This window comes from Enterobacter cloacae complex sp. I1M (genome assembly GCF_014982425.1).
Lineage (GTDB): Bacteria > Pseudomonadota > Gammaproteobacteria > Enterobacterales > Enterobacteriaceae > Enterobacter > Enterobacter intestinihominis.
Genome location: NZ_JADCLG010000035.1, coordinates 38,692 through 63,559 on the forward strand (window position 1 = coordinate 38,692; position 24,868 = coordinate 63,559).

General features: G+C 56.2%; 28 protein-coding genes. 15 read left to right on the forward strand and 13 right to left on the reverse strand.

Features of this window, described 5'->3' with window-relative positions:
- The first annotated feature begins 12 nt into the window (after nucleotides 1–12).
- Nucleotides 13–822: a ribonuclease I gene (gene rna / locus INF86_RS19075; RefSeq protein WP_155025409.1), complete on the forward strand. Its 810-nt coding sequence runs from the start codon at nucleotides 13–15 to the stop codon at nucleotides 820–822.
- Here rna and INF86_RS19080 read toward each other — a convergent pair.
- Nucleotides 816–1,442: a flavin reductase family protein gene (locus INF86_RS19080; protein ID WP_023299579.1), complete on the reverse strand. Its 627-nt coding sequence runs from the start codon at nucleotides 1,440–1,442 to the stop codon at nucleotides 816–818. The genes rna and INF86_RS19080 overlap by 7 nt on opposite strands.
- Nucleotides 1,443–1,704: 262 nt before the next feature.
- Between INF86_RS19080 and rnk the strand changes: the two genes are divergently transcribed.
- On the forward strand, nucleotides 1,705–2,115 hold the full coding sequence (gene rnk / locus INF86_RS19085; RefSeq protein WP_022647414.1) for a nucleoside diphosphate kinase regulator: 411 nt from the start codon (nucleotides 1,705–1,707) through the stop codon (nucleotides 2,113–2,115).
- 138 nt (nucleotides 2,116–2,253) lie between these two features.
- Here the strand turns inward: rnk and INF86_RS19090 are convergent, their stop codons facing one another.
- On the reverse strand, nucleotides 2,254–3,492 hold the full coding sequence (locus INF86_RS19090; protein WP_015571156.1) for a zinc-dependent alcohol dehydrogenase: 1,239 nt from the start codon (nucleotides 3,490–3,492) through the stop codon (nucleotides 2,254–2,256).
- Between the two features lie 181 nt (nucleotides 3,493–3,673).
- On the opposite strand from INF86_RS19090, the gene uspG reads away from it, so the two are divergent.
- Complete coding sequence (gene uspG, locus INF86_RS19095) at nucleotides 3,674–4,102, forward strand: universal stress protein UspG (RefSeq protein WP_022647413.1); 429 nt, start codon at nucleotides 3,674–3,676, stop codon at nucleotides 4,100–4,102.
- Between the two features lie 59 nt (nucleotides 4,103–4,161).
- On the opposite strand, the gene ahpF is transcribed toward uspG, so the two are convergent.
- Together ahpF and ahpC are read right to left on the reverse strand one after the other, a co-directional pair.
- Nucleotides 4,162–5,727 carry an alkyl hydroperoxide reductase subunit F gene (gene ahpF, locus INF86_RS19100; protein ID WP_022647412.1) on the reverse strand — a complete coding sequence of 522 codons (1,566 nt, stop codon included), beginning with the start codon at nucleotides 5,725–5,727 and terminating at the stop codon, nucleotides 4,162–4,164.
- A gap of 188 nt (nucleotides 5,728–5,915) precedes the next feature.
- On the reverse strand, nucleotides 5,916–6,479 hold the full coding sequence (gene ahpC / locus INF86_RS19105; RefSeq protein ID WP_014882974.1) for an alkyl hydroperoxide reductase subunit C: 564 nt from the start codon (nucleotides 6,477–6,479) through the stop codon (nucleotides 5,916–5,918).
- 621 nt (nucleotides 6,480–7,100) lie between these two features.
- On the opposite strand from ahpC, the gene INF86_RS19110 reads away from it, so the two are divergent.
- The 3 genes from INF86_RS19110 (at nucleotide 7,101) to INF86_RS19120 (ending at nucleotide 9,984) form a co-directional block, all read left to right on the forward strand.
- Nucleotides 7,101–8,021, forward strand: coding sequence for a LysR family transcriptional regulator (locus tag INF86_RS19110; protein ID WP_022647411.1), 921 nt, complete (start codon nucleotides 7,101–7,103; stop codon nucleotides 8,019–8,021).
- Between the two features lie 128 nt (nucleotides 8,022–8,149).
- The gene (locus INF86_RS19115) at nucleotides 8,150–9,373 is read left to right on the forward strand and encodes a phosphoadenosine phosphosulfate reductase (protein WP_063146997.1); all 1,224 of its coding nucleotides are present in this window, start codon (nucleotides 8,150–8,152) and stop codon (nucleotides 9,371–9,373) included.
- The gene (locus tag INF86_RS19120) at nucleotides 9,358–9,984 is read left to right on the forward strand and encodes a ParB/RepB/Spo0J family partition protein (protein WP_032624678.1); all 627 of its coding nucleotides are present in this window, start codon (nucleotides 9,358–9,360) and stop codon (nucleotides 9,982–9,984) included. The genes INF86_RS19115 and INF86_RS19120 overlap by 16 nt, the downstream gene beginning before the upstream one ends.
- On the opposite strand, the gene INF86_RS19125 is transcribed toward INF86_RS19120, so the two are convergent.
- The gene (locus tag INF86_RS19125) at nucleotides 9,985–11,145 is read right to left on the reverse strand and encodes a pyridoxal phosphate-dependent aminotransferase (RefSeq protein ID WP_032676370.1); all 1,161 of its coding nucleotides are present in this window, start codon (nucleotides 11,143–11,145) and stop codon (nucleotides 9,985–9,987) included.
- A gap of 122 nt (nucleotides 11,146–11,267) precedes the next feature.
- On the opposite strand from INF86_RS19125, the gene INF86_RS19130 reads away from it, so the two are divergent.
- From INF86_RS19130 to INF86_RS19140, 3 genes are read left to right on the forward strand one after another with little or no spacing between them, the layout of a single operon-like run.
- Nucleotides 11,268–11,882: a methylthioribulose 1-phosphate dehydratase gene (locus INF86_RS19130; protein WP_022647407.1), complete on the forward strand. Its 615-nt coding sequence runs from the start codon at nucleotides 11,268–11,270 to the stop codon at nucleotides 11,880–11,882.
- Nucleotides 11,879–12,568 (forward strand): acireductone synthase, encoded by a 690-nt coding sequence (gene mtnC / locus INF86_RS19135; RefSeq protein ID WP_023305674.1) that lies wholly within the window; start codon nucleotides 11,879–11,881, stop codon nucleotides 12,566–12,568. The genes INF86_RS19130 and mtnC overlap by 4 nt, the downstream gene beginning before the upstream one ends.
- Nucleotides 12,565–13,107 (forward strand): acireductone dioxygenase, encoded by a 543-nt coding sequence (locus INF86_RS19140; RefSeq protein ID WP_058645960.1) that lies wholly within the window; start codon nucleotides 12,565–12,567, stop codon nucleotides 13,105–13,107. Before mtnC ends, INF86_RS19140 begins: the two co-directional genes overlap by 4 nt.
- Before the next feature lie 121 nt (nucleotides 13,108–13,228).
- Here the strand turns inward: INF86_RS19140 and INF86_RS19145 are convergent, their stop codons facing one another.
- Entirely contained in the window at nucleotides 13,229–13,453 is a 225-nt protein-coding gene (locus INF86_RS19145) for a helix-turn-helix transcriptional regulator (protein WP_023299573.1), read from the reverse strand.
- 106 nt (nucleotides 13,454–13,559) lie between these two features.
- Between INF86_RS19145 and INF86_RS19150 the strand changes: the two genes are divergently transcribed.
- Nucleotides 13,560–13,832 carry a helix-turn-helix transcriptional regulator gene (locus INF86_RS19150; protein ID WP_032624682.1) on the forward strand — a complete coding sequence of 91 codons (273 nt, stop codon included), beginning with the start codon at nucleotides 13,560–13,562 and terminating at the stop codon, nucleotides 13,830–13,832.
- Between the two features lie 61 nt (nucleotides 13,833–13,893).
- Here the strand turns inward: INF86_RS19150 and INF86_RS19155 are convergent, their stop codons facing one another.
- Both INF86_RS19155 and mtnA read right to left on the reverse strand, forming a co-directional pair.
- Nucleotides 13,894–14,364, reverse strand: a complete 471-nt coding sequence (locus tag INF86_RS19155; RefSeq protein WP_045622238.1) for an SRPBCC family protein — start codon at nucleotides 14,362–14,364, stop codon at nucleotides 13,894–13,896.
- Between the two features lie 43 nt (nucleotides 14,365–14,407).
- The gene (mtnA, locus tag INF86_RS19160; RefSeq protein ID WP_063149481.1) at nucleotides 14,408–15,424 is read right to left on the reverse strand and encodes an S-methyl-5-thioribose-1-phosphate isomerase; all 1,017 of its coding nucleotides are present in this window, start codon (nucleotides 15,422–15,424) and stop codon (nucleotides 14,408–14,410) included.
- Nucleotides 15,425–15,526: 102 nt separating this feature from the next.
- On the opposite strand from mtnA, the gene mtnK reads away from it, so the two are divergent.
- The gene (gene mtnK, locus INF86_RS19165; RefSeq protein WP_048966160.1) at nucleotides 15,527–16,726 is read left to right on the forward strand and encodes an S-methyl-5-thioribose kinase; all 1,200 of its coding nucleotides are present in this window, start codon (nucleotides 15,527–15,529) and stop codon (nucleotides 16,724–16,726) included.
- Between the two features lie 87 nt (nucleotides 16,727–16,813).
- Here the strand turns inward: mtnK and INF86_RS19170 are convergent, their stop codons facing one another.
- From INF86_RS19170 to INF86_RS19185, 4 genes are all read right to left on the reverse strand, one after another.
- Complete coding sequence (locus INF86_RS19170) at nucleotides 16,814–18,055, reverse strand: LVIVD repeat-containing protein (RefSeq protein ID WP_022647399.1); 1,242 nt, start codon at nucleotides 18,053–18,055, stop codon at nucleotides 16,814–16,816.
- A gap of 92 nt (nucleotides 18,056–18,147) precedes the next feature.
- On the reverse strand, nucleotides 18,148–19,212 hold the full coding sequence (locus INF86_RS19175) for a sugar ABC transporter substrate-binding protein (protein WP_022647398.1): 1,065 nt from the start codon (nucleotides 19,210–19,212) through the stop codon (nucleotides 18,148–18,150).
- A gap of 19 nt (nucleotides 19,213–19,231) precedes the next feature.
- Entirely contained in the window at nucleotides 19,232–20,227 is a 996-nt protein-coding gene (locus tag INF86_RS19180) for an ABC transporter permease (RefSeq protein WP_022647397.1), read from the reverse strand.
- A complete protein-coding gene (locus tag INF86_RS19185) occupies nucleotides 20,224–21,726 on the reverse strand; it encodes a sugar ABC transporter ATP-binding protein (protein ID WP_193543814.1) in 1,503 nt (500 codons plus the stop codon). The genes INF86_RS19180 and INF86_RS19185 overlap by 4 nt, the downstream gene beginning before the upstream one ends.
- Before the next feature lie 159 nt (nucleotides 21,727–21,885).
- Between INF86_RS19185 and INF86_RS19190 the strand changes: the two genes are divergently transcribed.
- The 4 genes from INF86_RS19190 to INF86_RS19205 all read left to right on the forward strand — a co-directional run bounded on the left by INF86_RS19190 (nucleotide 21,886) and on the right by INF86_RS19205 (nucleotide 24,640).
- Nucleotides 21,886–22,974, forward strand: coding sequence for an oxidoreductase (locus INF86_RS19190; protein WP_023299565.1), 1,089 nt, complete (start codon nucleotides 21,886–21,888; stop codon nucleotides 22,972–22,974).
- Nucleotides 22,975–23,031: 57 nt separating this feature from the next.
- On the forward strand, nucleotides 23,032–23,775 hold the full coding sequence (locus INF86_RS19195) for an SDR family NAD(P)-dependent oxidoreductase (RefSeq protein WP_022647394.1): 744 nt from the start codon (nucleotides 23,032–23,034) through the stop codon (nucleotides 23,773–23,775).
- 183 nt (nucleotides 23,776–23,958) lie between these two features.
- Nucleotides 23,959–24,261 carry a type II toxin-antitoxin system RelE/ParE family toxin gene (locus INF86_RS19200; protein ID WP_022647393.1) on the forward strand — a complete coding sequence of 101 codons (303 nt, stop codon included), beginning with the start codon at nucleotides 23,959–23,961 and terminating at the stop codon, nucleotides 24,259–24,261.
- Entirely contained in the window at nucleotides 24,236–24,640 is a 405-nt protein-coding gene (locus INF86_RS19205; protein ID WP_193543815.1) for a helix-turn-helix transcriptional regulator, read from the forward strand. The genes INF86_RS19200 and INF86_RS19205 overlap by 26 nt, the downstream gene beginning before the upstream one ends.
- On the opposite strand, the gene INF86_RS19210 is transcribed toward INF86_RS19205, so the two are convergent.
- A complete protein-coding gene (locus tag INF86_RS19210; protein WP_142488620.1) occupies nucleotides 24,637–24,834 on the reverse strand; it encodes a YbdD/YjiX family protein in 198 nt (65 codons plus the stop codon). The two genes, INF86_RS19205 and INF86_RS19210, sit on opposite strands and share 4 nt — an antisense overlap.
- Between the last annotated feature and the right edge of the window lie 34 nt (nucleotides 24,835–24,868).

Consider the following 24,868-nt stretch of genomic DNA (forward strand, 5'->3'; position numbering starts at 1 on the left):
TCAGGAAAGCAAATGTTCAGGAAGGATATCGTTATACCGTCTGGCGCAGTAGCGCTTGCACTCTGTGTCTTCTCAATTCAGGCAGATCCGCTTAAGCCAACCCAGTACGGCGATTTCGATCGCTACGTTCTGGCCCTTTCCTGGCAAACGGGATTTTGCCAGAGTATGGTCGAACGCAACCGTGACGAACCGGAAGAGTGTCGCCTGCAAAAAGAGAGCAGCAACAAAACCGATTTTCTGACCGTCCACGGCTTATGGCCAGCGCTGCCGAAATCTATTGCCGCTCGCGGAGTGGATGAACGCCGCTGGATGCGCTTCGGCTGTGCCACTCGTCCGGTTCCGAATTTGCCGGAAGCAAAAGCCAGCCGCAAATGTGACGCCGCAGAGACCGGACTATCGCTAACGGGCGCGGCGAAGCTGAACAGCGTGATGCCCGGCGCGGGCGGCAACTCCTGCCTTGAACGTTATGAATACGCGAAACACGGCGTCTGCTTTGGTTTTGATCCCGACGCTTACTTCGGCACCATGGTGCGCATGAACCAGGAAGTGAAAAATAGTGCGGTTGGGAAATTTCTGGCGGAAAACTATGGCAAAACCGTCCGTCGTAGCGACTTTGATGCAGCCGTGGCCAAAAGCTGGGGGAAACAGAACGTAAAAGCGTTCAAGCTTACCTGCCATGGCAATCCGGCTTATCTGACCGAGATGCAGATCTCGCTAAAATCCAGCACCATTAACAACCCGCTCTCAGCCAGTTCCTTTGCGCTACAGCCGCATCCCGGTAACTGCGGCAAACAGTTCGTTATCGATAAAGCCGGTTACTGATTGTTCCTGCGCGCATCCGGGCGTACCAGATCGAAGCGATGGCTGTCGCTGATGCCGTAGTAGGCTGACGGTCCACCCGCACGCAGAATGGGCTGCGCTTTCGCGGTCTGGTAAATCCCCTCTTCCAGCAAACTCTCAGCGATATGGACGCCCACCACTTCGCCGAGCACCAGCCAGGTATCAATCGGTGTCCCATCCGCGCCGGTCAACTGAATGCACTGTGACAATCGACACTCGAAATTCACCGGGCTTTCCGCCACGCGCGGCGAGCTCACAAGCTGGCTGGCTACGGGCGTCAGGCCGGCAAAGGTAAATTCATCCTCGCCATGAGGGAGTGTGGCGGAGGTTTCATTCATCGCCTCAGCCAGATCGCGCGTTGCGAGGTTCCAGACAAACTCTTCCGTTTCGGTAATATTCCGCACGCTATCCTTCCAGCCGTTGCTGGAAAAACCAATGATCGGTGGGCGATAGTTAAAGCAGTTAAAGAAGCTGTACGGGGCAAGGTTCAGTTGACCGGCCTTATCACAGGATGAAATCCAGCCAATCGGACGTGGACCGATAATGGCGTTCAGCGGGTCGTGCGGCAGGCCGTGCCCCTGAGACGGTTGGTAAAAGTACATATCGCTCTCTCTACGCTGGGGCTGCAACGCGCATTGCCCGGTTTAAGTTTTACCAGCGTAACGAAATTTCCGTTAAGCGTGAATCGGGATGCCGGGTTTATTGCCAAAAATTCATATGGCGCACGAATGTGACCTTCATCACTTCAAACTTAGGGTTTCAGACAGTATCATCAGATAAGTTAAACCCTCGCTGCCAGACGGCGAGGGTTTTCTTTTGGATTGGTTTCTGCGTTACACGCAGCATTAACGACATGGAGTAAAAATGTCCAGACCTACGATTATCATCAATGAACTCGACGCAGAACGTATTGACCGACTGTTGGAGAAACCAGAATTCGCCTCGCTGCCGGTTGCCGATGCGCTGAACGAAGAGCTAGACCGGGCGCAAATGTGTACGCCTGAGACCATGCCGCATGATGTGGTCACCATGAACAGCCAGGTGAAGTTCCGCAACCTGACCACCGGGGAGGAACTCACCCGTACGCTGGTCTATCCGGCGCAGATGACCGACAGCAGCATGCAGCTTTCGGTGCTGGCACCCGTGGGCGCGGCGCTGCTTGGACTGCGCACGGGCGATACTATCCACTGGGAACTCCCGGGCGGCGCCTCAGCCCATCTGGAAGTGCTTGAGCTGCTCTACCAGCCCGAAGCCGCTGGCGATTACCTGCGTTAATCCCTTCTGAACAAGCGACCCCGCTTTGCACAGAGGATGCACCTGCATCCTCTTTCCGCAAATTCACCGATTGTCTTATATCGGACAAAAACCGCTTAATCCACGCTTACTCTGTTGTAGTGCCGTGGGGACGAAACCTCACACAACGCCGCCGGGGAAGGCATTCACCAGTCCCTTCACTTTCTGCTGCGCTGCCTCCGGGGTATCTGCGCCAGGCACCAGGATCACCTTGCGGCACTCCTCCTCCCGTTTTTCGAAGATCTTATAGGCGCGCTCCGCATCAGCCAGCGGAAGATAGTGGGTCACAATATCTTCCGGTGTAAGCAACCCTTTTTCGATAAGCGGCAGCAGCTCTCCCAGCCAGGCGTGGACGTGCGTCTGCCCCATCTTAAAGCTCAGCCCTTTATCGAAGGCATCGCCAAACAGGAAGCCATGGATGAAACCGGCGTACACGCCCGGCACGCTGACCACGCCGCCGCGTCGCACCGCAGCAATGCACTGGCGCAGGGCTTTGCCGCTGCTGCCTTCAATTTTCAGGTTACTGAGGATCGTTTCCGTCGTGCTGCCTTTGGCCTCAAACCCGACGGCATCAATCACCGCATCCACCCCGCGCTGCCCGGCCGTTTGCTCAATGATTTTCTCCGCCGCGTCGTTATCGTCATCAAAGTTAATCGGGATCGCGCCGTAGCGCTCCTGGGCAAACCGCAGTCGATAGGGATGATGGTCAACCACAAAAATCTGCTCTGCGCCGAGAAGCCGCGCGCAGGCAATGGTCAGTAACCCCACCGGCCCGGCCCCGAATACGGCGACGCTGGAGCCTTTCTGGATCTGCGCATTTTTCGCCGCCTGCCAGGCGGTAGGCAGAATATCTGACAGGAAAAGCGCTTTGTCGTCTGACAGCAGCTGAGGCACTTTAAACGGCCCCACGTTGCCTTTCGGCACGCGCACATACTCCGCCTGTCCGCCCGGCACGCCGCCGTAAAGATGGCTGTAGCCAAACAGCGCGGCAGGGGCGGGAATTTGCTTTTTGTTCAGCGCCGCGCCCTGCCCGCGGTTCGTGTTTTCGCAGGCCGCGTACTGTTGCATCTGGCAAAAGAAACAGTCACCGCAGGCAATCACAAACGGGATCACCACCCGGTCACCTTTCTGCACGTTCTTCACTTCGCTCCCGCACTCCACCACCTCGCCCATAAATTCATGACCAAAGATATCGCCGTGCTGGACCTTGGGAATTTTTCCGCGATAAAGATGCAAATCAGAACCACAGATCGCCGTGGCCGTTACGCGCAGGATGATATCGTCAGGCTGTTCGATGCCCGGATCGGGGACATTATCGACCCGAACATGATGTGGACCGTGATAGGTGAGAGCTTTCATGCAACCTCCGAAAGGGTGTGGGTAAGCTTATAAAAGGGTAGCTACCTCTCGGGATCTGCCCCGGAATCCGGCTGTTTTGAGATTTATCCTGGCGAGATAAAAAAGTGCTGTCGGGATTACAGAAACCTTTTATATTTTGTGGTTGAATGATTTCAGCGTTTATAAACAAGGAGAAACGGTTATGTATCAAACAATCATTATGCCGGTTGATGTTTTCGAAATGGAACTGAGTGATAAGGCTGTACGTCACGCGGAATTTCTCGCGCAGCAGGACGGAGTTATTCATCTTCTGCATGTTTTACCGGGCTCTGCCAGCCTGAGCCTGCATCGTTTCGCTGCTGATGTGCGTCGTTTTGAAGAGCATTTACAGCATGAAGCCGAGACGCGCCTGCAAACCATGGTCGGGCACTTCAGCATCGATCCTTCCCGCATAAAAACCCACGTCCGGTTCGGTAGCGTGCGTGACGCCGTTAATGAACTGGCCGCGGAGCTGAACGCAGACGTGGTGGTGATTGGTTCGCGCAACCCGTCTATTACCACGCACCTGCTGGGGTCGAACGCCTCCAGCGTGATCCGCCACACCCACATTCCGGTGATGGTCGTCAGATAAAAAAAGAGGCCACCTTTTGGTGGCCTCTTGTATTGCAGGTGTCGTCTTGCTTTCTTTTATTATGCAGTTTTGGTGCGGATCAGGTAATCAAACGAGCTCAGCGACGCTTTCGCCCCTTCGCCAGTGGCGATGATGATCTGTTTGTACGGCACGGTGGTGCAGTCGCCCGCCGCAAATACGCCCTTCACGCTGGTTTCGCATTTCGCATCGATGATGATCTCGCCCATGCGGTTGCGCTCAATTGCGCCTTCCAGCCAGGTGGTGTTTGGCAGCAGGCCAATCTGAACGAAGATCCCCGCCAGCGGTACGCTGTGAATATCGCCACTCACGCGGTCACGGTATTCCAGACCGGTCACTTTGCTGCCGTCGCCTTTCACTTCTGTCGTCTGGGCATTGAGCACAATGTCGACGTTATTCAGGCTACGTACTTTATCCTGTAACACCTGGTCCGCTTTCATCTCAGGGGCGAACTCCAGCAGGGTAACGTGTTCAACAATCCCCGCAAGGTCGATAGCCGCTTCCACGCCGGAGTTACCGCCGCCGATCACCGCTACGCGTTTACCTTTGAACAGCGGGCCGTCACAGTGCGGGCAATAGGTCACGCCTTTGGTGCGATACTGATCTTCGCCCGGCACGTTCATGTTGCGCCATTTCGCGCCAGTGGCAATGATCACGCTGCGCGCCTTCAGCACCGCGCCGGACGCCGTTTCAATCTGGTGCAAACCACCCTCGACCGCTGCCGGAACCAGTTTGCTGGCGCTTTGGCTGTCAATGACATCCACGTCGTAGTCGCTGACGTGCGCTTTCAACGCCCCGGCCAGCTTCTGGCCTTCGGTTTTCGGCACGGAAATGTAGTTTTCAATGTCTACGGTATCCAGAACCTGACCACCGAAACGCTCGCCCATCAGACCGGTACGGATCCCTTTACGTGCGGAGTAAACCGCTGCCGCCGCGCCCGCCGGGCCGGAGCCAACAATCAGCACGTCGTACGCATCACGTTGGTTCAACTCTTCTGCCGCACGTTTTTCTGCGCCGGTATCCACTTTGGCGACGATTTCGGTCAGCGTCATACGCCCCTGGCCGAACTCCTGACCATTCAGGTAAACCGCCGGAACGCCCATCACGTTGCGCTCGGTGATTTCGTTCTGGAACGTACCGCCGTCAATCGCCGTGTGCTTAATGCGTGGGTTGAGCACTGACATCAGGTTCAGCGCCTGCACCACGTCCGGGCAGTTGTGGCAGGAGAGCGAGTAATAGGTTTCAAACTCAAAATCACCGTCGATATCGCGGATCTGCTCCAGCAGCGCCTGCGCTTCTTTTGACGGATGACCACCGGTCCACAGCAGCGCCAGCACCAGGGACGTAAATTCGTGCCCCAGCGGAGAACCCGCGAAACGCGGCCCCTGGTCAGACCCTGGGTTGGCGATCAGGAAAGAAGGCTTACGGACTGCCAGCGTGTTGTCTTCTTTGAAGGTCACTTTCGGCGACAGCTCAGCAATCTCTGTCAGCAGCGCTTTGATTTCTGCCGATTTCGCGCTGTCGTCCAGCGTGGCAATCAGCTCAACAGGTTTGGTCAGTTTCTCAAGGTAGGCCTTGAGCTGGGTTTTCATGTTAGTGTCGAGCATTATTCTTCCCTCTCTTAAAACGTCATCATGCAAGCCGCCTTATACGGGCTGCCTGAATGCAACTTGCATCATGGTGCTGGAATGAAATGGGCGCGGGGAGCGCCCATTGATTGCCGGGTGGCACTTCGTTTACCCGGCCTACGATACTGTAGGCCTGTGCAAGCGTAGCGCCGCCAGGCTTTACAGACTTAGATCTTGCCGACCAGGTCCAGAGATGGCGCCAGCGTTGCTTCGCCTTCTTTCCATTTCGCCGGGCACACTTCGCCTGGGTGAGAAGCAACGTACTGAGCCGCCTTCACTTTGCGCAGCAGGTCAGATGCATCACGGCCGATACCTTCAGCGGTAACTTCGATAGCCTGGATAATGCCCTGCGGGTCAACAACGAAGGTCGCACGGTCAGCCAGGCCTTCATCTTCACGCATGTTGTCGAAGTTACGGGTCAGGGCGCCAGTCGGGTCGCCGATCATCGCGTATTTGATTTTCGCGATAGTTTCAGAGCTGCTGTGCCACGCTTTGTGGGTGAAGTGGGTATCGGTAGAAACAGAGTAAACGTCTACGCCCAGCTTTTGCAGTTCTTCGTAGTGGTCTGCAACGTCGCCCAGTTCGGTCGGGCAAACGAAGGTGAAGTCAGCCGGATAGAAGAAGAACACGCTCCAGCGGCCTTCGGTATCTTTCTCAGTAACTTCGATGAACTCACCGTTTTTGAACGCCTGGTTTTTGAAAGGTTTAATTTTGGTGTTAATCAAGGACATCTGTACTTCCTCCGTGTTTTCGTTGAGGTGTAAGGTAACCAACTTTGTTCATCGGGGCTAATGCGTATGCTTTATCAAATCAATCAGCCAAACCTTACAACAGCAACAAGACAGCAAGGTGAACCTTTTACAGGAAAGCCTGAAAGTAAAAAGGCCGCCTCAACGGGCGGCCCTGATACCTGAATTCCCCGCAGGTACATTCAGTGCCAGCCGAAGCTGGCGTTGCGTTGCGCTCTACATACCTTGTATCAAGGCCGTAACAGCGGTTTGATTACAGCACCCCTGCGCGCAATGAGCAATGCATAAGAGGGATAGTCCTGCCTATGGCTGTGATAGGCAGATTCGAACAGGTCATTGAAACATTATAAATTTAATTTCATTATGGGTTTCACGCTATATATAAACGCCATTTGTCATTCAAATAATTCAATCACACTTTAAAGATAAAATTATCTTAATAACTCTTGAAGATATGTTTCAATAATCCAAAGCCGTGATATATTAAGATCACTTAAATTTTAAATTAAGCGAGTTATTCACACGGATTGTAAAGGGTAACTACACTCTGTCGTACTCCATGGTGTGATAACGACAGCAAACTCAACTCACTCAGGACGAAACATGGCAAACCTCTACGACCTAAAAAAATTCGATCTCAATCTGTTAGTTATCTTCGAATGCATTTACCAACATCTCAGTATCAGTAGGGCTGCCGAGACGCTTTATATCACACCATCCGCCGTCAGCCAGTCGCTGCAACGCCTGCGCGGTCAGCTTGATGACCCCCTGTTTATCCGTTCAGGGAAGGGAATTACGCCCACCACGGTAGGTACCAACTTGCATCATCATCTGGAAAAAAATCTCAATCAGCTTGAGCAGACGATCAACATGATGCATCACTCGGACATCAAGAAAAAGTTCGTTATCTATTGCACTCAAATGGTGTCTCCTGGTTCGATGCTGGAACCGTTGAAGCTTTTAATATCTGAGGAGAATTATGAGATAGAACAAAGAGATATGCTTATTTCCTCCGAATCAGCGGAAGATTTGTTGGCCTATCGTAAAGCCGATCTCATCTTCTCTATCGCACCTATCCACAATCGCTCTGTGGTCTGCACCCACTTCACTACGGTGCCGATAGCCTTAATCTGTAGAGCAGACCACCCAAGGCTCGCTGACACAGCTACAGTGGACGCGCTATACCAGGAGAAATTCACTTTTTACCAGAGTGCTCATCCGGGTGTAAAAGAGTTCCAGAGTCGGGCCAATGACGCTTTTCCGGAAAGAAATATTGCTTTTCGCACCGACTCCCTTAGCTCTCTCATCTCTATGGTCAGTTCATCTGATTTGTTAGGCTATATCCCCGTGTCGATCTATGAAACATTTAAAGAATCTTTGAAATTAAAAAGGCTTGAGCCACCGTTTGCGCTGCCTGAATTAAAGATCTATATGCTCTACGGCCGTTCATCACTGAATAGCTCTGTTTTTTCAACATTCATTGAAAAAATGCATAAGCTCTGCGTTTCTCCGCCGTCTGCGTAAAATACATTTGCATGGTGAATATAATTAAAGCGAACCGAAAAAAATGACTCCGTGAAATTAAGGATAAATAATTCCATAATATCGTTTTGATTTTCCCAAGACATTTAACACGCAGGACGCGATTAATCATGTCGAACTATAAAATCCCTTTACAGGAAAATGTTTTAGACGCTTCTGCGGAACGCATACACTGGACGCTTAACAATTTCCCCAGGGTATGCGTTTCCTTTTCCGGTGGAAAAGATTCTACCGTGATGCTGCATCTTGTTGCCCAGAAAGCACGGCAATTAAAGCGAAAAATAGACGTCATCTTTCTGGACTGGGAAGCGCAATTCTCGTCGACCATTCAGCATGTTGACGCTATGAAAACGCTCTATCGGGATGTTATCCACCAGTTCTGGTGGGTAGCGCTTCCGCTCACGACCCAGAACGCCCTGTCACAGTTTCAACCTGAATGGCAGTGCTGGGAACCCGGAACAAACTGGGTTCGCCAGCCACCAGAAGATGCCATTACCGATTATCACTATTTCGATTTTTATCAGCAGGGAATGACGTTTGAAGCCTTCGTGCGCGAGTTTGCCGAATGGTATGCGCAAAGACGTCCTGCCGCAGTCATGGTGGGGATCCGCGCCGATGAATCTTACAACCGCTTTCTGGCTATCGCGTCGGCGCGTAAGCAGCGCTTTTCTGACGATAAACCCTGGACGACCGTCGCCCCGGGTGGGCACGCCTGGTATATCTACCCACTGTACGACTGGAAAACCGCCGACATCTGGACGTGGTTCGCGAAATCAAAATGTTGCTATAACCCGTTATACGACCTGATGTACAAGGCTGGGGTGCCGCCGCGTTATATGCGCATCTGCGAACCGTTTGGTCCGGAACAGCGTCAGGGCTTATGGCTCTATCATGTCATTGAACCCGAACGCTGGGCGGCTATGTGTGAACGCGCCTGCGGCGTGCGAAGTGGAGGTATTTATGCCGGGCACGATAACCATTTTTATGGCCACCGGAAGATCCTGAAACCTGACCATCTCGGCTGGCGCGAATACGCCATGCTGCTACTCGACAGCATGCCGCAAAATACGGCGGAACATTACCGAAATAAAATCGCAATTTATCTCCACTGGTATCAAAAGCGAGGCCTGGAGGATATTCCCGATACGCAGGAGGGTGACATTGGCGCAAAAGATATCCCTTCCTGGCGACGCATTTGCAAGGTTTTACTCAACAATGACTACTGGTGCCGGGCTCTCTCATTTAGTCCAAACAAACCTAAACACTATCAACGCTACAGCGAAAGAGTGAAAGCCAAACGCAAGGAATGGGGGATTTTATGCAGCAGCAAATAATCAGAGAAATGCAGACGTACCTGCAGGCCCTTTCTGAAGAAGAGAAAATCGGCGCTATTAATGCCTTTCGCCAGGCATTACACGAAATCAGCCCTTTTAATAATCAACCCGTCGACTGCGTATTGTGGATAAAACAAACTGACATCACCGCCAATGACTACAACCCAAATAATGTCGCTCCGGCGGAGAAGCGGTTGCTCAGCAAATCACTGGAGCTGGATGGATTCACACAACCTATCGTTGTGACGGAAAATGCGCCTGAGAGCTATGAAATTGTCGATGGATTCCATCGCCATGAGCTTGGCAGTCATCGGGCTATTCTGAAGCGTCAACTTAAAGGTTACCTCCCTGTTACCTGCCTGCGTAAAGCACGCCAGGAAAAGTTCGATCGCATGGCTACAACCATTCGTCACAACCGCGCGCGTGGACGCCACCAGATCAATGCCATGTCAGAAATCGTGCGAGAACTGGTGCTTATGGGCTGGAGTGAGCAGAAAATTGGCCTGGAGTTGGGTATGGACAGCGATGAAGTGCTGCGACTGAAGCAAATCAACGGTCTGCTGGAACTCTTCGCGGACCGTCGTTTTTCAGAAGCCTGGACGGTTGAATAGTCAGAGCGAATTTAAGCGCGCAGCCGCTGCCAGCAGCGTCGACTCCTGCTTCGCAAAGCAAAGACGAATCAGTTTATGCGGGAAGGGATCGGCGCAGAACACCGACAGCGGAATGGCCGCCACGCCCACCTCTTTCGTCAGCCACTGGCAAAAACTGACATCATCCAGATCGGAAATCGCGCTGTAGTCCGCCAGCAGGAAGTAGGTGCCTTCGCATGGCAGGATCTCCAGCCGACTCTCGCTCAAGGCAGTCACAAACCGATCCCGCCGCGCACGGTAAAAAGCTGGCAGGTCCCGGTAATGTTCAGGTTCAGCGCGCAGCATATCCGCCAGCGCCAGCTGGGCGGGTGTGTTTACGGCAAACGTCAAATACTGGTGCACTTTACGCAGCTCAGCACTGATGGCGGCGGGCGCCACGCAGTACCCTACCTTCCAGCCGGTCATATGGTAGGTTTTCCCAAATGATGATACCGCGATTGCGCGCTCGCGAAGCTGCGGATGCGCCAGCACGCTGGCATGACCCTCTTCGGCAAAGCAGATGTGCTCATACACCTCGTCGCTCAGAACATAGATTTCACGTTCGGCGATGGCCTGCCACAGGGCGGCAAAATCGCTTTTCTGCCACACCGTCGCCGATGGGTTGTGTGGCGTATTCAGGATCACCAGCCGGGTTTTATCGCTCAGCAGCGCGGCAAACGCCTGCCAGTCCGGACGAAAATGCGGCGGCTGGAGCGCCACGCGTTTCACCACGCCACCGGCCAGTTCAATCGCCGGGGCGTAGCTATCGTAGCTCGGGTCAAAACAAATCACCTCATCGCCCGTACGCACCAGGGCGGTTATCGCCGCATACAGCGCTTCGGTCGCCCCTGCGGTTACCGTGATATCGCTGTTCGCGTCAGGCTTATGGCCGTATAACTCCGCCGTTTTATCCGCAATGGCTTCACGCAACGCCTGCACGCCGGTCATCGGCGCATACTGGTTGGCTCCCTGCGCAACGTGGTACGCCAGACGCTCCTGCAAATATTTCGGCCCGTCAAAATCCGGGAAACCTTGTGAGAGGTTAATGGCGTTGTGCTGCTGCGCCAGGGCGCTCATCTGCGTAAAAATCGTCGTGCCGAGATTCGGAAGTTTACTCTGCGGGATCAACGGGTTATTGCTCATTGTAGTATGCCTGCCTGTAATACTTATGTTGCTGACACTATAACACGATGTTAGTCTCTGGCAATCAAGACGCTTAGACGTCTAAATGATATAAATATTCCTGACCGAGAGGGTAAAAGGAAATGACAGACAACCTGCAACTCACACACCTGGTCGAGGCCTGCCGCTGGATTGGCGCTAAAGGCTGGGCGCCCGCTACCGGCGGCAATATGTCCGTGCGTCAGGATGAACATCTGTGCTGGCTGAGCGAATCCGGAAAAGACAAAGGCAGCCTGACCACCGCCGATTTTCTACAGGTTGAAATCGCCACCAACCGTGCGCCTTCTGGCCGTAAACCGTCGGCAGAGACCGGGCTGCATACCCTCATCTATCGCCTGTTCCCGGAGGCTAACGCCGTCCTGCACGTTCACACCGTCAATGCCACGGTGCTGTCGCGGCTGGTCAACGAGACCGAGCTGAAGATCTCCGGCTTCGAGATGCAAAAATCCCTTACCGGACAGACCACGCATCGGGATACGGTGGCCATCCCGGTGTTTGATAATGACCAGGACATCGACGCCCTCGCCTCTCGAATCGCCCATTACGCGCAGGAACGCCCGCTTAATTATGGTTTTCTTCTGCGCGGTCATGGCTTAACCTGCTGGGGACGCGACGTGGCCGAAGCCCGCCGTCATCTGGAAGGTTTAGAATTCTTATTTGAATGCGAAATGCGTTTACGACAATGGGAGAGAGTATGATTCGCGCGATTGTGACGGATATTGAAGGGACCACCAGCGATATCCGTTTTGTCCATGATGTTTTGTTCCCCTACGCGCGTGAGCGGCTGGCGGCCTTTGTGACCGCGCAGCAGTACGCCGAGCCGGTCAAATCGATTCTGGACAACCTGCGCGATGAAATCAGCACTCCGCATGCCAGCGTCAGCGATCTCATCAACGTGCTGTTTACCTTTATGGATGAAGACCGCAAATCGACGGCGCTCAAAGCCCTGCAAGGCATCATCTGGCAGGACGGTTACATCAACGGTGACTTTACCGGCCATCTCTACCCTGATGTACTGCCCGCGCTGGAAAAATGGAAGGCACAAGGGATTGATCTCTATGTTTATTCCTCTGGCTCCGTCGCCGCGCAGAAACTGTTATTTGGCTACAGCGACGAAGGTGATATTACTCATCTGTTCAGCGGCTATTTTGATACCCGCATCGGCGCCAAGCGTGAGGTGCAGTCTTATCAAAATATTGCGGCGCAAACGGGCATCGCCCCGTCGCAGATCCTGTTCCTGTCGGATATTCATCAGGAGCTGGACGCGGCTGAACAGGCGGGTTTTCGCACCCTGCAACTGATACGCGGTGAAGATGACGGCGCAAGCCATCACCATCAGATCCACCAGTTTGACGAGATTAACCCGGAGCAGATCCCTTCATGAGCGCATTGACCATTTATTCCGATAAAGACGCCAGTCATCACCTGTGGCACAGCACCGACGCCGCCGAGATTGCCCAACAGCTGAACGCTAAGGGCGTGCGCTTTGAGCGCTGGGCGGCAGACCGTGATTTAGGGCAGGATCCCGCGCCTGAAGCCGTGATTGAGGCGTATCAGCATGCAATCGACAAGCTGGTGGCAGAGAAAGGTTATCAGAGCTGGGACGTGATTAGCCTTCGCGCCGACAATCCGCAGAAAGAGGCGCTGCGCGCGAAGTTTCTCAACGAGCACACTCACGGCGAAGACGAAGTGCGCTTTTTCGTGGAAGGGGCGGGACTATTCTGCCTGCACATCGGCGATGAGGTGTATCAGGTGCTGTGCGAGAAAAACGACCTGATTTCCGTACCCGCAGGCACGCCGCACTGGTTTGACATGGGTTCAGAGCCGAACTTTACCGCCATTCGTATTTTCGACAATCCGGAAGGCTGGGTTGCCCAGTTTACGGGCGATGCAATCGCGGATGCGTATCCACGCCTGGCCTGATCTTTTCTCCCTACCCCACAAAGTAATGCGAGCACCGTGCTATCCCCTCGCCCCTCTGGGGAGAGGGTTAGGGTGAGGGGAACATACGGCTCAGGTGGTCAGTTCCATACTCAGGCATTAATTAAATACTGGCGATAATCCTCTGCACATCTGCGCCAACCAGCCTCGCCAGATGCACAAACTCCACCACGTCCAACCTACGCTCACCGTTTTCCACTTTAGCAATAAACGATTGTGGTTTTCCCAGTGCCTCCGCAAGCTGCGCCTGAGTCATCCCCTTCTCTTTACGCGCTTTCTTCAACGCATTGATAACACGCTGGTATTCATCCGAGTAAACTGAAGCCATTGTTCCGATTCCATACAAATATCCTGAAATCGAATATCCTCCCGCTGCCTTCTTATCCCAAAATAGGATAATTGAGCACGTAACGAACACATGTAAGGAGGACACAATGCAACATCAGAACTGGCACCCGGCCGATATTATCGCTGCACTAAAGAAACATGGAACAAGCCTGGCTGCGTTGTCCAGAAAGGCTGGCCTTTCCTCATCCACACTGGCAAATGCGCTTACCCGACCATGGCCTAAAGGTGAACTGCTTATCGCTCAGGCGCCAGACATTCCACCCGATGTGATATGGCCGGAAAGATACTTTGATGAAAAGGGAGAGCGAGTATTTCGTCAGATGAGGAATACCAAAAAGAGAAATCTGTCTTCAACATAATCAATGAATTCTCCCCCCTCACCCCAGCCCTCTCCCTCAAGGGAGAGGGGGTCTAAGGGCACTACCGTTTCAGCCCTTTCACATACCCCACCAGCTGATCCAACACCACGCCCCACCCTTCGTGGAAGCCCATCTGTTCATGCTGCTCGCGGATTTCCTTCGTTGGGTGACGCGCAATCGCCGTGTAGCGGGTCTTGCCCTCCCCCACATCTTCCAGCAGCAGGATCGCTGTCATAAACGGCTTTTCAGCCGGCTTCCAGCCCTCAGTATAGCCATCGGTAAAGACCAGCTTGTTCCCCGGATCGATTTCAAGAAATACGCCCCGGTTATCCATCCGCTGCCCGTCCACCTCAAACACGGTATTGAACCGCCCACCCACGCGCAGATCGAGGTCGCATTCAGTCACCTTATGGGGAGCAGGAATGAAGAAGTTTTTGATGTGCTCCGGTGTGGTCCAGCAGAGCCACAGCAGGTCGCGCGGTGCATCCACCACGCGTTCCAGTTTTAAGTCTGTTTCAGGATCGAGCGTCACGATAACGTCCTCTAAAGGGAACCCCTTACAAGGATAGTCCCACTCAGGCGAATTTCCCTTTCGCTACCTCTTCAGGGGTGACCACGCCCGTATCCAGCACCCAGCCGCTAATCAGCGAGGCGGGGGTAACGTCAAACGCCGGGTTATAGACCTGCGCCTCTTGCGGCGCCCACTGCACCGCGCCAAAGCTTCCCGCCACGCCCGTCACTTCGCTGGCCGCGCGCTGCTCAATCGGGATCGCGTCACCGTTCGGGCAGTCCCGGTCGAGGGTCGTTTGCGGGGCGGCGACGTAGAACGGAATACCGTGGAACTTCGCCAGCACCGCCAGGGAATAGGTGCCGATTTTGTTCGCCACGTCGCCGTTGGCGGCAATGCGGTCTGCCCCCACCCACACGGCATCCACCTGCCCTTTTGCCATCAGGCTGGCGGCCATGGAGTCAGTAATCAGCTGATAAGGCACGCCCAGCTCGCCCAGCTCCCATGCGGTCAGCCTGCCGCCCTGCAACAGCGGACGGGTTTCATCCACCCAGACGTTGCTGACATTCCCTGCCTGATGCGCGCGGGCAATCACACCCAGCGCCGTCCCGACGCCCGCCGTTGCCAGCCCGCCGGTATTGCAGTGGGTCAGCAGGCGGCTGCCGGGCTTCACCAGCGCGCTACCCGCTTTCGCAATCGCGTCGCAAAGCCGTTTGTCTTCATTAATCAGGCGCAGCGCTTCAGCCACCAGCGCCGGAACGAACGCTTCCTGCCACAGCGCAATCTTCATGCGGTCGAGATTGTTCATCAGGTTCACCGCCGTCGGGCGGGAGGCACGCAGGGTCTCCAGCGCCGCCGCCAGCTCGTCGCGGCCTTTACCGCTTTCCGCTAACAGCGCCAGCAGCAGGCTTGCAGAGAGACCAATTAACGGCGCGCCACGCACGCGCAGAGCGTGGATATGCCCAACCAGCGCCTCCACCGTCGAGGCATCCAGCCAGCGTTTCTCCTGCGGAAGCGCCTGCTGGTCGAGAATATAGAGCTGATTATTCGCCACCCGCAGGCTGGTCGTCTGTAATGTCTGCATGTCGTTAATTCCCTGTTGCGTTGTTGTAGCACATTGTGTCAGGATGAAATCCAGATGTATAGACGTCTACATGTCTTAATTAGCAAAACTGAGGAGCAGGCCATGTCGCAATACCGTACCTTTACCGCTCAGGACGCCGTGGAGTATGCCAGGCAGTTTGGCGGACTTGACGATCCGTCATCGCTGGTGGAGGCGCAGGAAATCGGCGACGGTAACCTCAACCTGGTCTTTAAAGTTTTCGACCGCGCGGGCGTGAGCCGCATCGTCGTTAAGCAGGCGCTGCCCTATGTGCGCTGCGTCGGCGAGTCCTGGCCGCTGACGCTGGATCGCGCTCGCCTGGAGGCGCAAACCCTGGTCGAGCATTACAAGCACAGCCCTGAGCACACGGTGAAAATCCACCACTTTGACCCGAAACTGGCGGTGATGGTGATGGAAGATCTCTCCAGCCATCGCATCTGGCGCGGCGAGCTGATTAACAACATTTACTACCCGCAGGCGGCGCGGCAGCTGGGTGAATATCTGGCTCACACCCTGTTCCACACCAGCGATTTTTATCTGCATCCGCACGAGAAAAAAGCGCAGGTGGCAAAATTCATCAACCCGGAGATGTGCGAGATCACTGAAGATCTGTTCTTTAACGATCCGTACCAGATCCACGCGCGCAACAGCTACCCGGCCGATCTGGAGAACGATGTTGCCGCCCTGCGCGACGACGCCCAGCTTAAAATCGCTGTGGCCTCCCTGAAGCACCGCTTCTTTTCGCATGCCGAAGCCCTGCTGCACGGGGACATTCACAGCGGCTCAATTTTTGTGGCCGACGGCAGCCTGAAAGCCATCGACGCCGAGTTCGGCTACTTTGGCCCGATTGGCTTTGACGTTGGCACTGCCATCGGCAACCTGCTGCTGAACTTCTGCGGCCTGCCGGGGCATCTGGGCATTCGCGATGCCGCCGCCGCGCGCGAGCAGCGCCTGACCGATATTCAGGAACTGTGGAACACCTTCGCGGAGCGCTTCCAGGCGCTGGCGAATGAGAAAACGCGCGACGCCGCGCTCAGCGCGCCGGGCTATGCCTCTGCGTTCCTGAAAAAGGTCTGGCACGATGCCATCGGATTCTGCGGCACCGAGCTGATTCGCCGCAGCGTCGGGCTTTCCCATGTGGCGGATATCGACACCATTCAGGATGAAGCGATGCGTCACGAATGCCTGCGCCACGCGATATCCCTCGGCAAGGCGCTGATTGTGATTGCTGACCGCATCGACAGCGCGGAAGAGCTGGTAGCGCGAGTGCGGCAGTACAGTTGAGAACGTTTGCCCGGTGGCGCTGCGCTTACCGGGCCTACGGGTGCAAAATGTAGGCCCGGTAAGGCGAAGCCGCCACCCGGCAAAAACTCATCCTAAATACTCAATCACCGACATCCCACCGTTATAATCCGTGCTGTAAATAATCCCCTGCGCATCCACAAACACGTCGCACGACTGGATCACCTGCGGGCGATTGGGCCGCGTATCCATCATCTTTTCCGGCGCCGCGGGCACCAGCGCCCCCGTTTCCACCGGGCGATACGGATTGGAAATGTCATACGCGCGCACGCCCGCGTTCTGGTACGTCGCGAAGATCAGCGTTGAGCTGACAAAGCTCCCCGGCCGGTTCTCGTGCAGGTTGTGCGGGCCGAAATGCGCCCCTTTCGCCACGTAGTCGGTTTCATCCGGCTGCGGGAAGGTAGAAATGCTCACCGGGTTCGACGGCTCGCGGATATCAAACAGCCAGATCAGCTTCTCGCCGTCCTGCTGGTTATCCAGCACCGCCTCGTCCAGCACCACCAGCAGGTCGCGATCCGGCAGCGGAAGCGCGGTGTGCGTCCCGCCCCCAAACGGCGGGCTCCAGTTACGGTGGCTAATGAGCTTAGGCCGGGTGCGGTCCTTCACGTCCAGCAGCGTCAGGCCACCGTCGCGCCAGCTGCCGTACGCGGTATCGCCTGCAATAATCGCATGGTGCAGGGCGTAGCGTTTGCCTTCCGGCCAGTTCGGCTGTTCGCCTTCGGCCTGATTCATCCCCGGCAGCCACCAGCGTCCCGCCACTTCAGGCTTGCGCGGGTCCGCCAGATCGATGGTCAGAAAGATGTAGTCGGTAAAGCCGTCTATCAGCGCTGAGACATACGCCCAGCGGCCACCGACATACCAGATGCGGTGAATGCCGATGCCGCTCAGCGATAAAAAGCCTATCTCGCGTGGCCTGTCCGGTGTGGAGATATCAAAGACGCGAAGCCCGGCGCTCCAGCCTTTATCCTGCACATCGCTGACGGTCTCCCCCACCTGGCGGGTGTAGTAGACCTTCTCGTCGGCAAAACGCGCATCGGCAAACAGATCCCGGGCGTTGATCACCAGCAGCAGGTCGTCATGCGCCTGGAGATGCACATTCCAGGTACCCGGCGGCGCAGGCACGTATCCTGCGGCTTTTGGTTTTTTCGGGTCGCGCACATCCACTATCGAAAAGCCCTGCGACACCATATGGCCGATATAGGCGAAACCGCGGTGTACCATCAGCTGCACGCCGTCCGGGCGACCGCCCTGATCGCTATGGCCAATCAGCCGCATATTGCGGCTGTATTCGGGAGGGGGTAATTGAGACACCTTATGCTCCTTACGCCCGGTGGCGCTGCGCTTACCGGGCCTACGGGTGCGAAATGTAGGCCGGGTAAGGCGCAGCCGCCACCCGGCTTGGTTTACTTGTTTTTAGCGGCAAGGGTCGCAAACCACGGCGCGATAAAATCTTCCGTCTGGCCCCAGCCCGGAATGATTTTCCCCAGAGACGCCACGTTCACCGCGCCCGGCTGGGCGGTCAGCAGCGCCTGCGGAATGGCCGCCGCCTTGAAATCGTAAGTGGCAGGCGTCGCTTCTCCGGCAATCTTATTGGCAATCAGGCGTACGTTGGTCGCGCCAATCAGCTTCGGATCCACCGCCACGCTCACTGCCCATGGGCTACCCGGCTCGCGCATCAGCTGTAAATCCTGGTTGGAGATGTCGATGCTGTAGAGTTTGATCTCGGTTCGGCCGTTCTCTTTCAGCGCCTTATACGCGCCCTGGCTGAAGGCATCCCAGGTACCCCAGATGGCATCGATTTTACCTTTCGGGTATTTCGCGAGGATCGCGCCCACCTTGTTGGCAGTGTCGCCCTGCACGTCAGAGGAGACCGCGCCGATGGACTCCAGCTCTTTAATCTCCGGGTACTGCTTTTGCAGTTCTTTGTAGGCCGCCTGACGGCGCTCCATCGGCGGGAAGCCCGCGACCCATAGCTTGACGATATTGGCCTTGCCGTTGAAATCTTTCGCCAGCTGGCCGAAAGAGAGGTTGGTCAGGGAGGCATCGTCCTGCTGGGTAACGGTTACGCCCGGGATCTCGCCGTTCACAGCGGTATCAAACACCGAAACTTTGATCCCGGCATCCACCGCCTTCTTCACCAGCGCGGTGGAGTACGGATCGCGCCCCTGAGAGAGAATAATCCCGTCGTATTTCTGGCTGATGGCCTGGTTAACGAAATCCTGGAATTTGGCGTCGTCCCCGTTACTTAAAAAGGTGCTGACCTTAAAGCCGAGCTTTTTCCCTTCCTGAATCGCCCCGGCAACAAACTGCGTGGTGTTGTCGTCCGAGCCCAGGTTGCGGATCACCGCAATGCGAATGGGGCCGTCATGGCTGGCAATGGCGGTCGGAACCGGCGCGGGGGTAGCCGCCAGGCCCGGCAGAGAAGTGAGTAACCCAAGAGCTACCAAAGAGAGCGCAATCTTTTTCATTTATTATCCCGTTGTGTTGTCAGCGTTTTTGTATGTAGGTAATCGCCAGCGCTACCGCGAGCACCAGCCCTTTTATAATGTCCATGGCGTAATACGGCACGGAGAGCATCACCAGCCCGTTCGACAGCACGCCGAGGATCACCGCCCCCACCAGCGTACCCAGCGCGTTCGGCTTGCCGGATCCGGCCAGCGAGAAGCCGATCCACGCCGCCGCCACCGCGTCCATCAGGTAGCCGCCGCCCGCATTCACCTGCGATGAACCAATACGCGAGGCCAGCAGAATGCCGCCCAGCCCCGCCAGCAGAGAGGCAATCACGTAGGCTGCCACTTTGTAGCGGGTGGTGCGAATGCCGGAGAGGCGCGCGGCTTCGGGGTTGCCGCCAATGGCGTACATCCGGCGTCCATGGGTGGTCAGCGACAGGCCCAGCTGTGCCAGAATCGTCACCACCAGCATGACGATCACAATGGTCGGCACCTGCCCCAGCAGGCCAAACGCCGCCGGAATGGTCCCTTCCGCCATGTCGCCGCTCGGCAGCACCATGTTCTCGGTAATCGACCCGCCGTAGCTGTAGGTCATCGCCACACCCTGGATGACAAACAGGCTGGCAAGGGTCGCGAGCATGTCCGGAATGCGCAGGATGACGATCAGAAAGGCGTTAAACAGGCCGACCAGCGTACAGAGCGCGAGGGTCAGCAGAATCGACTCGGTGGTGCCAAAGCCGTGCCAGACGAAAAGCGAAATCACCAGCGCGTTCGCCAGCGACGCGGTAGATCCCACGGAGAGATCGAACCCGCCGACGGTCAGCGAAATAGAGACGCCAACGGCAATCACCGTCACGATGGCAATCGAGCGCAGAATGTTGATTATGTTGTTCGGGTCGAGGAAGCTGTCCGACGCCAGGCCAAACACCGCCACCAGCGCGACGACGGTCAGCAGCATGCCCCACTTATAAAGAAAATCGAAAATCTGCTGACGGCCAGACGCCGCCGTGGTCACTGAAAGGGCCTTGCTCACGACGCCGTGCCTCCGGTTGAATAATAAAGTAGTGTTTCTTCCCGGGCCTCTGCCCCGGCGATTTCCGCCACGATGCGCCCGTCCCACAGCACGCAGATGCGGTCGCACAGACCGACCAGCTCGGCAAATTCACCCGAGGCGTAAATCACCCCTTTGCCCTCGCGCGCCAGGCCGTCTATCAGTTGAAACAGATCGGTTTTGGCCTTCACGTCCACGCCTTTGGTCGGCTCGTCGAATATCAGCACGCTGGCGTCATTGCGCAGCCATTTCCCGATGGCGACCTTCTGCTGGTTACCGCCGGAAAGCCGACGCAGCACCTGCCCCGGCCCGCGCGTGCGCACGCCGACGCGGGCAATCACCTCTTCCGCCCAGCGCCACGCCTGACGATGACCAAACAGGCTCCAGCGCGAGAAGCTGTTATCGGCGCACACGGCAAGGTTCATGCTCACCGGCTCGTCGATAAAAATGCCCTCTTTGCGCCGCTCCTCCGGCACCAGCGCCAGACCGCGTAGCACCGAGTCTGCCGGATCGCGCGGTTTCCAGGCCTGATGGTTCAGCTCGCCGCGCGCCACGCGGCTTTTGCTGGCGCCAAACAGCGCCTTGCAGAGTTCCGTTTTCCCCGCCCCCGCCAGCCCGGCAATGCCGAGGATTTCACCTTTGCGCAGATGCAGGGAGATATCTTTCAGCAGCGCGTCGTCGTGCAGGCCTTCCACCCGCAGCAGCATCTCTTCACCGTGCGGCGGTCGCGGGGGCGGATAGATATCGCTCAGCTCGTGGCCGAGCATCTTCTCGACGATCTCCTCTCCGCTCAGATCCGCCATCGGGCCGGACTCAATCAGCCTGCCGTCGCGCAGCACCGTCAGGGTGTCGCAGATGGCCTTCAGCTCGTGAATGCGGTGAGAAATAAACACCACGCCAATGCCCTGCTGTTGCAGACGTCTTACTACCGCAAACAGACGCTCGCTTTCGTGCGCGTCCAGCGGCGCGGTGGGCTCATCGAGAATGAGAAAACGGCAGTGGTGCGAGAGCGCCCGCGCCAGCAAAATCTGCTGCTTTTCAGCCAGCCTGCAGCTGTCGATGGAACGGCGAACGTCCAGCGAAACATCCAGCTGCGCCAGCGCCTGCCGCGCCTGCTGACGAATCGCGCGCCAGCTGTAGCGGTGTCCCGGCTGCGCCAGCTGGTCGAGCATAATGTTCTCCGCAATGCTCAGCCCGGGGATCAGCGCCACGTCCACCTCCTGCTGCACAAGGTGGATACCCAGCCGTTTGGCGTCCAGCGGCTCGCGGATGCTTACCGGCTGGTTGTTAATGCAGATTTCGCCTTCATAACGATCGTGCGTGCCGCACAGCACCGCCATCAACGTCGATTTTCCCGCGCCGTTGGCGCCGGTCAGCGCATGCACCGACCCGCCATTCAGGGTGAAATCCACGCGCGACAGGGCCTGAAAGCCGGAAAAGGCCAGGCTGATACCGCGCATCTCAAGGCGACTGGAAACCATCCGCGTAAATCCTTCATTACTCTTCTGATTTAGCGAATTTTTCACAGCTCCGGTTGACTGACAACGACGGAAAAGGCATAAGATAAAGCGAAATATTATTAGCCATCCGGATGTCCAGACATAACATCGGGTTAGCGCTTGCTAAAAAAGGACAACTTCATGAGCAACACCGATATCCGCGTCGTGCCCGGCCCGGCGAACTACTTCTCTCATCCGGGAAGCCTTGCGCACCTGGATGATTTCTTTACTCCGGAACAGCTTTCCCGCGCGGTGTGGATCTACGGCGAGCGGGCTATCGAGGGCGCACGCCCTTATCTGCCGGAGAGTTTTAACGCGACGGGGGCAAAACATCTGCTGTTTAAGGGCCATTGCAGCGAGCGTGACGTCACTCATCTGGTGAACGCGTCGGGTGGTGAAGCCAGCGTGGTGATTGGCGTGGGCGGCGGTGCGGTAATGGATACCGTCAAGGCCGTGGCGCGTCGTCTGGGCGTGCCGTTCGTGGGCATTCCCACCATCGCCGCCACCTGCGCGGCGTGGACCCCGCTCTCCGTGTGGTACAACGATGCCGGGCAGGCGCTACAGTTTGAGATTTTTGACGACGCCAACTATCTGGTGCTGGTGGAGCCGCAAATCATCCTTAACGCCCCGGCGGAATACCTGTTGGCAGGCATCGGCGATACGCTGGCGAAGTGGTACGAAGCGGCGGTACTCGCCCCTGAACCGGAAAACCTGCCGCTGACCGTGCGTCTTGGCCTGAACGGTGCGCTGGCGATCCGCGACGTGTTGCTGGAGCGCAGCGAAGAGGCGCTGGCCGACCAGCAGCGCGGCGACCAGACGCAGGCGTTTCGGGACGTGGTGGACGCCGTTATCGCCGGTGGCGGTATGGTCGGCGGTCTGGGCGAACGCTATACCCGCGTGGCGGCGGCACATGCGGTGCACAACGGCTTAACCGTGCTGCCGCAGACGGAAAAATACCTCCACGGCACCAAGGTGGCCTACGGCATTCTGGTGCAGAGCGCCCTGCTCGGTCAGGAGGACGTGCTGGCGCAGCTGGTGGCGGCATACCAGCGTTTTAACCTGCCGACCACGCTTCGCGCGCTGGAGGTCGATATCCATAACCGCGACGAGCTGGACAAGGTCATTGCTCACACCCTGCGCCCGGTGGAGTCTATTCACTTTTTACCGATTACGTTAAGCCCTGACGTTCTGCGCGCCGCGTTTGAGAAGGTGGAATCCTTCAGCCGTTAATCGCGCCGACGGGCTATACCTAATGATGATTCTCTCCACTCTTACAACGAGGTCATCATGCAGATCGATTTAACAGGTAAAAAGGCGCTGGTCACCGGCGCCAGTCGTGGGCTGGGTCGGGCGATTGCGCTGTCGCTGGCACGCGCCGGTGCCGATGTGGTTATCACCTACGAAAAATCCGTCGATAAAGCCCAGCAGGTCGTCGATGAAATCAACGCGCTGGGGCGACACGGCGAGGCGATTCAGGCCGACAGCGCCAGCGCGCAGGCGATTCAGGATGCGGTCACGCAGGCGGCGCGCTCCCTCGGCGGGCTGGATATTCTGGTCAATAACGCCGGGATTGCACGCGGCGGCCCGCTGGAGTCCATGACCCTGGCGGACATCGACGCTCTGATCAACGTCAATATCCGCGGCGTGGTGATCGCCATTCAGGAAGCGCTGGTGCATATGTCTGACGGCGGACGCATCATCAACATCGGCAGCTGTCTGGCGAACCGCGTGGCGCAGCCGGGGATCGCCGTCTACTCGATGACCAAATCGGCCCTAAACTCCCTTACCCGGGGTCTGGCCCGCGATTTAGGCCCGCGCGGCATTACCGTCAACCTGGTTCATCCCGGCCCGACCAACAGCGATATGAACCCGGAAGACGGCGAGCAGGCGGAAGCCCAGCGCCGGATGATCGCGCTTGGTCATTACGGCCAGCCGGAGGATATCGCAGCGGCGGTCACCTTCCTCGCCAGCCCGGCTGCGGGGCAAATTTCCGGCACCGGTCTGGATGTGGACGGCGGTCTGAACGCCTGATCGCAAATTTACTGTATGCCTCTGTCGCCCGGCAGAGGCCTGTTCGAGTCGCCTCGACGATTCGCGTTTTGCCGCTTTCTCGCGGTTTTTCTCCGCTCTACAGTACCCCATAAGAAATTCGGAATTTATCTAATAGTCTTATTATTTCCTTATGTTTTGTGTGGGCGTACAGTGGAGGTACGGATGAAGATTGTCTGGTCTAAAACAGCAGAGAAGCAGTTTTCTAAAATCGATCCTCGATATCAGAACCGCATTAAATTCAGGCTGGAGAAGATGGACGATAAAACATCACCTGTCGCGGATATCAAGAAATTATCTTCTCCCGAAAACCACTACAGGTTGCGATTAGGTGATTACAGGGTCATTTACACCTTCGGGGATCCGCCGGGTGATATCTGCTACGTAGTGGCAGTAAAACGCCGGACAACCACTACCTACCTTCATGAGGAGCATACGGAATATGACTATTCAGTTCATCAAGGATGAAGAAGGAAAAAAACAGTATGTTGTCATACCCTACGGTGAATATTTTCGCATGCGTTTAGCCATGCTTGAGTACGATGACGATGATGAAAACGACTGGGAAGACATCCCTTACGAATCAGACATCTACGATAACGTAGGTTTACCGGGTGAAGTGTGCGACATCATGCATAACGAGAACGTCAGCCTACAGGCCGCCTGGCGCATTTTAAGCGGTATGTCCCAGCAGGAGGTGGCGGAGAAGCTTGGCATCAGTCAGTCCGCCGTGTCACAGCTGGAGGCACTGGACTCCCGACCGCAAAAGCGCACCCGCGAAAAGCTGGCGGCAATTTACGGCTGTAAACAGGAGCAGATCAGCCTCTATTTACCAAAAGAGGGTTAACAGCACTTCGCCCCGCCCTTGGCGCCGTAGCGGGCGTCCTGGCGGTCGCGGAAAAATTCTTCGTAGGTCATTGGCGTCTGATCCGGGTGGTTGACGCGCATATGCTCGACGTAGTTGTCGTAATCCGGCACGCCAATCATCATTTTTGCGGCCTGGCCCAGGTATTTACCTGCTTTGGAAAGGGTGTCGAACATAGTCAGTTTCTCGTTTGTTTCCCTCACCCCGGCC

Coding starts and splice junctions, on each gene's coding strand:
- uspG (WP_022647413.1), top strand. CDS start 3,674: ATGTATCAAACAATCATTATGCCGGTTGATGTTTTCGAAATGGAACTG.
- INF86_RS19110 (WP_022647411.1), top strand. CDS start 7,101: ATGGCAAACCTCTACGACCTAAAAAAATTCGATCTCAATCTGTTAGTT.
- INF86_RS19150 (WP_032624682.1), top strand. CDS start 13,560: ATGCAACATCAGAACTGGCACCCGGCCGATATTATCGCTGCACTAAAG.
- rnk (WP_022647414.1), top strand. CDS start 1,705: ATGTCCAGACCTACGATTATCATCAATGAACTCGACGCAGAACGTATT.
- INF86_RS19090 (WP_015571156.1), bottom strand. CDS start 3,492: ATGAAAGCTCTCACCTATCACGGTCCACATCATGTTCGGGTCGATAAT.
- INF86_RS19120 (WP_032624678.1), top strand. CDS start 9,358: ATGCAGCAGCAAATAATCAGAGAAATGCAGACGTACCTGCAGGCCCTT.
- INF86_RS19210 (WP_142488620.1), bottom strand. CDS start 24,834: ATGTTCGACACCCTTTCCAAAGCAGGTAAATACCTGGGCCAGGCCGCA.
- INF86_RS19200 (WP_022647393.1), top strand. CDS start 23,959: ATGAAGATTGTCTGGTCTAAAACAGCAGAGAAGCAGTTTTCTAAAATC.
- mtnC (WP_023305674.1), top strand. CDS start 11,879: ATGATTCGCGCGATTGTGACGGATATTGAAGGGACCACCAGCGATATC.
- INF86_RS19195 (WP_022647394.1), top strand. CDS start 23,032: ATGCAGATCGATTTAACAGGTAAAAAGGCGCTGGTCACCGGCGCCAGT.
- INF86_RS19125 (WP_032676370.1), bottom strand. CDS start 11,145: ATGAGCAATAACCCGTTGATCCCGCAGAGTAAACTTCCGAATCTCGGC.
- INF86_RS19130 (WP_022647407.1), top strand. CDS start 11,268: ATGACAGACAACCTGCAACTCACACACCTGGTCGAGGCCTGCCGCTGG.
- INF86_RS19185 (WP_193543814.1), bottom strand. CDS start 21,726: ATGGTTTCCAGTCGCCTTGAGATGCGCGGTATCAGCCTGGCCTTTTCC.
- INF86_RS19205 (WP_193543815.1), top strand. CDS start 24,236: ATGACTATTCAGTTCATCAAGGATGAAGAAGGAAAAAAACAGTATGTT.
- INF86_RS19080 (WP_023299579.1), bottom strand. CDS start 1,442: ATGTACTTTTACCAACCGTCTCAGGGGCACGGCCTGCCGCACGACCCG.
- rna (WP_155025409.1), top strand. CDS start 13: ATGTTCAGGAAGGATATCGTTATACCGTCTGGCGCAGTAGCGCTTGCA.
- INF86_RS19175 (WP_022647398.1), bottom strand. CDS start 19,212: ATGAAAAAGATTGCGCTCTCTTTGGTAGCTCTTGGGTTACTCACTTCT.
- ahpC (WP_014882974.1), bottom strand. CDS start 6,479: ATGTCCTTGATTAACACCAAAATTAAACCTTTCAAAAACCAGGCGTTC.
- INF86_RS19190 (WP_023299565.1), top strand. CDS start 21,886: ATGAGCAACACCGATATCCGCGTCGTGCCCGGCCCGGCGAACTACTTC.
- INF86_RS19115 (WP_063146997.1), top strand. CDS start 8,150: ATGTCGAACTATAAAATCCCTTTACAGGAAAATGTTTTAGACGCTTCT.
- INF86_RS19140 (WP_058645960.1), top strand. CDS start 12,565: ATGAGCGCATTGACCATTTATTCCGATAAAGACGCCAGTCATCACCTG.
- ahpF (WP_022647412.1), bottom strand. CDS start 5,727: ATGCTCGACACTAACATGAAAACCCAGCTCAAGGCCTACCTTGAGAAA.
- INF86_RS19145 (WP_023299573.1), bottom strand. CDS start 13,453: ATGGCTTCAGTTTACTCGGATGAATACCAGCGTGTTATCAATGCGTTG.
- mtnK (WP_048966160.1), top strand. CDS start 15,527: ATGTCGCAATACCGTACCTTTACCGCTCAGGACGCCGTGGAGTATGCC.
- mtnA (WP_063149481.1), bottom strand. CDS start 15,424: ATGCAGACATTACAGACGACCAGCCTGCGGGTGGCGAATAATCAGCTC.